General features: G+C 73.2%; 6 protein-coding genes and 1 rRNA gene. 2 read left to right on the top strand and 5 right to left on the bottom strand.

Going from position 1 to position 5,467, the window contains the following annotated elements; all coding sequences use genetic code 11:
* A 5S ribosomal RNA gene (gene rrf, locus ACWEMJ_RS33600) occupies nucleotides 1-85 on the top strand; the annotation flags it as partial.
* A gap of 84 nt (nucleotides 86-169) precedes the next feature.
* Entirely contained in the window at nucleotides 170-1,048 is an 879-nt protein-coding gene (locus ACWEMJ_RS33595; RefSeq protein WP_452140931.1) for a phosphatase PAP2 family protein, read from the top strand.
* 6 nt (nucleotides 1,049-1,054) lie between these two features.
* On the opposite strand, the gene ACWEMJ_RS33590 is transcribed toward ACWEMJ_RS33595, so the two are convergent.
* From ACWEMJ_RS33590 to ACWEMJ_RS33570, 5 genes are all read right to left on the bottom strand, one after another.
* The gene (locus tag ACWEMJ_RS33590) at nucleotides 1,055-1,921 is read right to left on the bottom strand and encodes a winged helix-turn-helix domain-containing protein (RefSeq protein WP_452140930.1); all 867 of its coding nucleotides are present in this window, start codon (nucleotides 1,919-1,921) and stop codon (nucleotides 1,055-1,057) included.
* 160 nt (nucleotides 1,922-2,081) lie between these two features.
* Nucleotides 2,082-3,089 carry an ABC transporter permease subunit gene (locus ACWEMJ_RS33585; protein ID WP_452140929.1) on the bottom strand — a complete coding sequence of 336 codons (1,008 nt, stop codon included), beginning with the start codon at nucleotides 3,087-3,089 and terminating at the stop codon, nucleotides 2,082-2,084.
* The gene (locus ACWEMJ_RS33580) at nucleotides 3,086-3,976 is read right to left on the bottom strand and encodes an ABC transporter ATP-binding protein (protein WP_452140928.1); all 891 of its coding nucleotides are present in this window, start codon (nucleotides 3,974-3,976) and stop codon (nucleotides 3,086-3,088) included. The genes ACWEMJ_RS33585 and ACWEMJ_RS33580 overlap by 4 nt, the downstream gene beginning before the upstream one ends.
* Complete coding sequence (locus tag ACWEMJ_RS33575) at nucleotides 3,973-4,362, bottom strand: GntR family transcriptional regulator (RefSeq protein ID WP_452140927.1); 390 nt, start codon at nucleotides 4,360-4,362, stop codon at nucleotides 3,973-3,975. The genes ACWEMJ_RS33580 and ACWEMJ_RS33575 overlap by 4 nt, the downstream gene beginning before the upstream one ends.
* A gap of 162 nt (nucleotides 4,363-4,524) precedes the next feature.
* On the bottom strand, nucleotides 4,525-5,079 hold the full coding sequence (locus tag ACWEMJ_RS33570) for a GPR1/FUN34/YaaH family transporter (RefSeq protein WP_452140926.1): 555 nt from the start codon (nucleotides 5,077-5,079) through the stop codon (nucleotides 4,525-4,527).
* Between the last annotated feature and the right edge of the window lie 388 nt (nucleotides 5,080-5,467).

Here is a 5,467-nt window from a genome sequence, read left to right as displayed (position 1 = left end):
TTACATTCCGAACCCGGAAGCTAAGCCTCACAGCGCCGATGGTACTGCAGGGGGGACCCTGTGGGAGAGTAGGACGCCGCCGAACAATCATTCAGAAGAAGCCCCCTGACGGGATGTCAGGGGGCTTCTTCGCGTTTCCGGGCAGGTAAATTCCGGATACCCTTCGCCAATGCAGAACCTGACCTTGACCTGGCAAACCTCGGCTGCGGCCTCCGCGGCACTGTACGGGGCGGCGTTCGCCGTCAGGCGGGTCGCGGCGCGGGGGGCCGGCGACGGGGCGGGGTCGCGGCGGCGGGCGGCGGTGGCGGCGGATGTGCTGCGGGAGGCGGGGACGCTGCTGGTGCTGTTCGCGCTGTGGCAGGTGGTGGGGCACCTGTCGTTGATGGGGACGGGCAGCGCGATGGAGCGGGCGCAGTGGATCCACCGGACGGAGCTGGACCTCGGGCTGCCGGACGAGGCGTCCTGGCAGCGGGCGGTAGTGGGGCATCCGTGGCTGGTGCAGGCGGCGAACTACTACTACGCGACGATGCACTTCGGCGTGATGCTGGTCGTCCTGCTGTGGCTGTTCCTGCGGCACCGGCGGCGGTACGCGTGGGTGCGGACCACGGTGGTGGCGACCACGGCGGTGTGTCTGCTGATCCAGTTCGTGCCGGTGGCGCCGCCGCGGATGCTGCCGGCGAACGGGTTCGTCGACCTGGCGGCGCAGTACGGGCAGTCGGTGTACGGGAACGCGGTCGCGGGGGTGGTGGCGGACCAATTGTCGGCGATGCCGTCGGTGCACGTGGCGTGGTGCGTGATCACGGCGGTGGCGGTGATCACGGTGGCGCGCGGGCCGTGGCGGTGGCTGATGGTGCTGCACCCGCTGGTGACGGTGTGGGTGGTCGTGGTGACGGCCAACCACTTCTGGGCGGACGGGTTGGTGGCGCTGGCGATCCTGCTGACGGTGTACCTGGTGCAGGCGGCGGTGACGGGGTGGCGGCCGCGGAAGGAGATGCCGGTGGAGCCTGCGGAGCAGCGGGAGCCGGAGCCCACCGCGGTACAGGGCTGAGGGAGTTCAGCCGCGCTGGGCGGAGAGCAGGGCCTCGGCGAGCGCGGTGCGGTAGTAGCGGCCGGCGGTGCCGGAGCGGGCGCGGGCGACCAGGCGGGCGTCGAGCAGGACGGTGAGGTGGTCGCCGACGGTGGCGGGGCTGAGGCCGGTCAGGGTGGCGAGCTGGACGGTGTCGCGGGGGCGGTCGAGGCCGGCGAGCAGCTCGGCGCGGGCGCTGCCGAGCAGGCGGCCGAGGCTGGCGGGCGGGGTCCGCGGGGTAGGGACGGGTGCGGCGGAGACCGGGTAGACCACGGCGACTCGGCCGGCGTCCTGGGCGATCCACCCGTGGCGGGCGCCGGTGGGGACGAACAGCAGCTCGCCGTCGGGGGGTTCGTCGGCGGGGACGGTGAGCAGCAGTCGGCCGCTGGAGAGCCAGCGGTGCCGGGGTCCGAGCGCGGGGAGGGCGGCGGGCCAGCCGTGGTGGCCGGCGAGGCGGCGGCGGGCGGTGGCGTCGGCGCGGAGGGTGCGCAGGCGGGCCGGCCATTCGGGGTGGACGACGTGCCGCCAGGTCCAGTCGAGGAGTTCGGCGAGCTCGGGCGGCAGGTCGAGTCCGTCGAGGTCGAGCCCGAGCGGGTCGGCGTCCGGGTCGGGCGGCGGCAGCCGGAACTCGGCGGGCCAGTGGGCGGGCCGGCGGGCGGCCAGCCAGTCGGCGAGGTGGGGCGCGGCGGCGAGGTGCTGCCGGAACGCGGGCTGGTGGGCGGCGAGCCAGGCGCGGCGCCAGGGCTCGGGCCGGACCTCGGCGAGGATGCCGAGCGTGGCGACCGTCTCGACCAGCGGCGAGATCGCAAAACGGCATGCGGCGAGCGTCTCCGTGCCCACCTGCCACTGGCCCATGCGCATCGCCTCCGAACGGAGACCCTAGCAATCGGCCGCTGGGGCGGGAGGGGTTTGCGGGATCGGTCGCCGGGCGTTCATTCGGCGGTCCGGTGGCCCGTAGGGTGGGGGCGCGGCCGAAGCCAGTTGCGTTGGCTTCGGCCGCGTCCCGTCCGCGGCGTCAGCCGAGGCGGCGGTGGAGGCCCCAGGTGGTGAGGGCGGCCAGGGCGGCGGTGAGGGCGAGGTAGATCGCGGTCTCGATCCACTGGAACGGCCAGTAGCGGTCGGCGGGCTGGTAGTCGACGTCGACGCTCAGGTCGGCCTGGGACAGGCAGGTGCGGTCCGGGGGGTTGCCGTTGGTGGCGGGGCAGGGCTGGGTGCCGAGGGTGAGGGCGCGGCCGGTGCGGTCGCGGACCGGCTGGGGTTCGTTGCCGGTCAGCACCCAGCCGTCGGGGAGGTCGAAGGAGGCGATCATGGGGGAGTCCGCCCCGAGCCGGTCCCCGGTGAAGCCGAACGAGCGGGCGGAGCCGAGCGTCTCGGAGCTCAGCGAGATCCGGGTGTGGGCGGCGGCCCGGTAGTGCTCCCGCACGACGAGCGGCACCAGGACCTGGACGGCGGTGAAGACCGCCAGGGTGAGGGCCATCGCGGCCACGGTGCGGCGCAGGAAGAGGCCCAGGCAGGCGCCGAGGGCGACCGCGAACGCGGCGTAGCCGAGCGGGACCACGCCGCGGACGTCGAACATCAGCGGCTGGAAGCGGTCGTGGTTGAGGCGGTCGAGCGGGGCGGTGAACCAGGACACCAGCAGGCTGAGCAGGCCGGTGGCGAGCATCGCGGCCGCCACGGTGACCAGCAGTTTCACGGCCAGCCAGCGGCTGCGGCGGACGCCCTGGTTCCAGACCATCCGGTAGGTGCCGGTCTCCAGCTCGCGGGCGATCATCGGCGCGCCCCAGAACGCCCCGATCAGCGCGGGGGCCAGCAGCACCAGCGCGCTGCCGACCCAGTACGGGTTGCGGTAGTGGCCGATCAGCCGGTTCGCGTCGGGGCAGAGGCCGGCGCAGTCGGCCGGGAGGTCGTGGAAGCCGTTGCGCAGTCGCAGTCCGCTCACCACCACGTAGACGGCGGCGGCGGCGAGCGCGGCGGCGGCCACCAGGAGGTGGGTGCGGAACTGACGCCAGGTCAGCCAGATCATCGCTGTGGCTCCAGGACGGGTCGCAGGTCGGCGGTCGGGGTCATGTAGGTGAGGACCAGGTCCTCCAGGCCGAGCGGCTCGATCGCCCAGGCGGGGTCCTCGATCGGGGTGTCGGCGCGGACCGTGAAGGTGCTCTGGCGTTCGGTGTGTTCGGCGTGGATCACCCGCAGGCCGGCCGGCAGGGTGTCGGCGGCGCGGCGGGCGGTGGTGAGCCGGAAGTGGGTGGCGAGCAGGTCGTCGATCTCGCCGTCGGCCTGGATGCGGGCGCCGGCCAGCACGATCAGGTGGTCGCAGACCCGTTCCAGGTCGGAGACCAGGTGGGAGGAGAGCACCACGGTGGCCTCGGACCCGGAGTCGGCGACGAACTCCATCAGGCTCTGCAGGAAGGCGCGCCGGGCGAGCGGGTCGAGGGCGGCCACCGGCTCGTCCAGCAGCAGCAGTTCGGGCCGTTTGGCGATGGCGAGGGTGAGTGCGAGCTGGGCGCGCTGGCCGCCGGAGAGGCGGCCGGCCCGTTGGGCGGGGTCGAGGCCGAGCTGGCGGATGCGGCGGTCGGCGAGGGCGGCGTCCCAGCGCGGGTTGAGCCTGGCGCCCAGGCGCAGGTGGTCGGCGACGGTCAGGGCGGCGTAGGTCGGGGTGTCCTGGGCGACGAAGCCGACCCGGCCGAGTTGGGCGCTGTCGGCGGCCGGTGGGCGGCCGAACACCTCGACGGTGCCGCTGGTGGGGGTGAGCAGGCCGCAGGCCAGTTGCAGCAGGGTGGACTTGCCGGCGCCGTTGGGGCCGACCAGCCCGACGACGCGTCCGGCGGGGACGGTCAGGGTGCAGTCGGCCAGGGCCGTGCGGCGGCCGTAGCGCTTGGTCAGCGCCCGGGTTTCGACGATCGCGGTCATCGCTCCTCTTCGACGGTGCTTCGGAAGGTCTGGTGGAACAGGGCCTCGATGGACTCCGGGTCCAGTCCGGCGGCGCGTGCCGAGGCCAGCCAGCGGCGCAACTCCCGCCGCAGCGGCTCGTGTTCGGACGGGGTGGGGTCGCCGAGGGTGCCGGTGACGAAGGTGCCGACGCCCGGCTTCGGGGAGACCAGGCCCTCGTTCTCCAGCTGGCGGTAAGCCTTGAGCACGGTGTTGGGGTTGATCGCGACCTTGGCCGCGACGTCCTTGACCTTCGGCAGCCGGTCGCCCTGGTGCAGCAGGCCCAGTCGGAGCGCCTGTCGTACTTGGTGGACCAGCTGCAGATAGGGGGCGACACCGGTCCGGGGCTCGATGTGGAACTCGATCACCACAACCTCATTTATCTAGCTTCCTAGCACTATAGAACTGACGATCCGACGTGCCGTCAAGTCATCGAAAAACAAAGGCCCTTGAGCAGGGGAAATGCCCTCCGGACAGGCCGAGGCCCGGGCGCCGTGGGGGTGGCGTCCGGGCCTCGGGGACTGCGGAGGTTACTTGACGGGGAGTGCCAGCCTGCCCCAGCGGCCGCCGGTGAGGGCGGCGGTGGCCGAGTACCAGGCGCCCAGGCCGGCCAGCGCGGCGACCCAGCCGCCGACCTTGCCCCAGCCGCCGGAGCCGCTGAGGACGCCGATGGCGTCGAGCAGCAGGGCGAGCGTCAGCAGGCCGTAGACGGCGCGGCCGAGCTGGCCGTCGCCCCAGGCGGCGGCGGTCAGGGTGAGTGCCAGCAGCGCCCACAGCAGCAGGAACAGGCCGGCGGTGTTCTTGCCGGCCGCGCCGGCCGCCGTCGAGGCCGCCCAGAAGGCGGCGAGGGCGGTGTACGCGGTGCCGTCGAAGCGGTTGCCGCCGTGGAACTGCCACAGGCCGGCGACGAACAGCGTCACGCCGCCGACCAGCTTGACCAGCGTGGCGGCGCCGCCGGTCGAGGTGCCGCTGAGCACACCGGTGCCCAGCAGGCCGTACGCGAGGAGGGTGAGACCGAGGGCCAGATTGCCGAGCGGACCCGCGTCTGCGGATCGGGCGTTCGCCCCGGAGGCGTCATTGCTCACCGGAGGCTCCTTTCACTCTGCGCCAGGGCATGGCGAGAAAGCGGTGAAGGGTGGGGTGTGCGAGGTGGTGCCGGGTGCCGGGTCGTGGGCGCACCGGAGAAGGGTGCGGCGGCTGCGGCGAGATGAGAGAACCGGCGGCCGGGCCGCCGGTCGATGCCCTCCGGGGTGGGATCCCCCGGCACCTGTGCTCTACCCGGCCGGGACGACTTGTACCCTTGTGAACCGCCTGCGGCGGGCAAGCGTGAGCAAACCGTGACTGAGCCCGCCGGGCCTCAACGGCGAACGGGCAGTGGCTAGGACTTGTCCGGTCGATCATGTGACTGTCACCTGCCTTGCTCGTTGGTTCGGGTATGGGGCGGGGAGATCTCACGGATGCCGAGTGGGAACG

The organism is Kitasatospora sp. NPDC004531 (assembly GCF_053602195.1).
The sequence above is the reverse complement of the archived record's forward strand: the minus strand, read 5'-3'. Positions and strand labels throughout refer to the sequence as shown.

Excerpts from the sequence above, each read along its gene's own strand:
- ACWEMJ_RS33590 (WP_452140930.1), bottom strand. The coding sequence starts at position 1,921 with ATGGGCCAGTGGCAGGTGGGCACGGAGACGCTCGCCGCATGCCGTTTT.
- ACWEMJ_RS33580 (WP_452140928.1), bottom strand. The coding sequence starts at position 3,976 with ATGACCGCGATCGTCGAAACCCGGGCGCTGACCAAGCGCTACGGCCGC.
- ACWEMJ_RS33595 (WP_452140931.1), top strand. The coding sequence starts at position 170 with ATGCAGAACCTGACCTTGACCTGGCAAACCTCGGCTGCGGCCTCCGCG.
- ACWEMJ_RS33585 (WP_452140929.1), bottom strand. The coding sequence starts at position 3,089 with ATGATCTGGCTGACCTGGCGTCAGTTCCGCACCCACCTCCTGGTGGCC.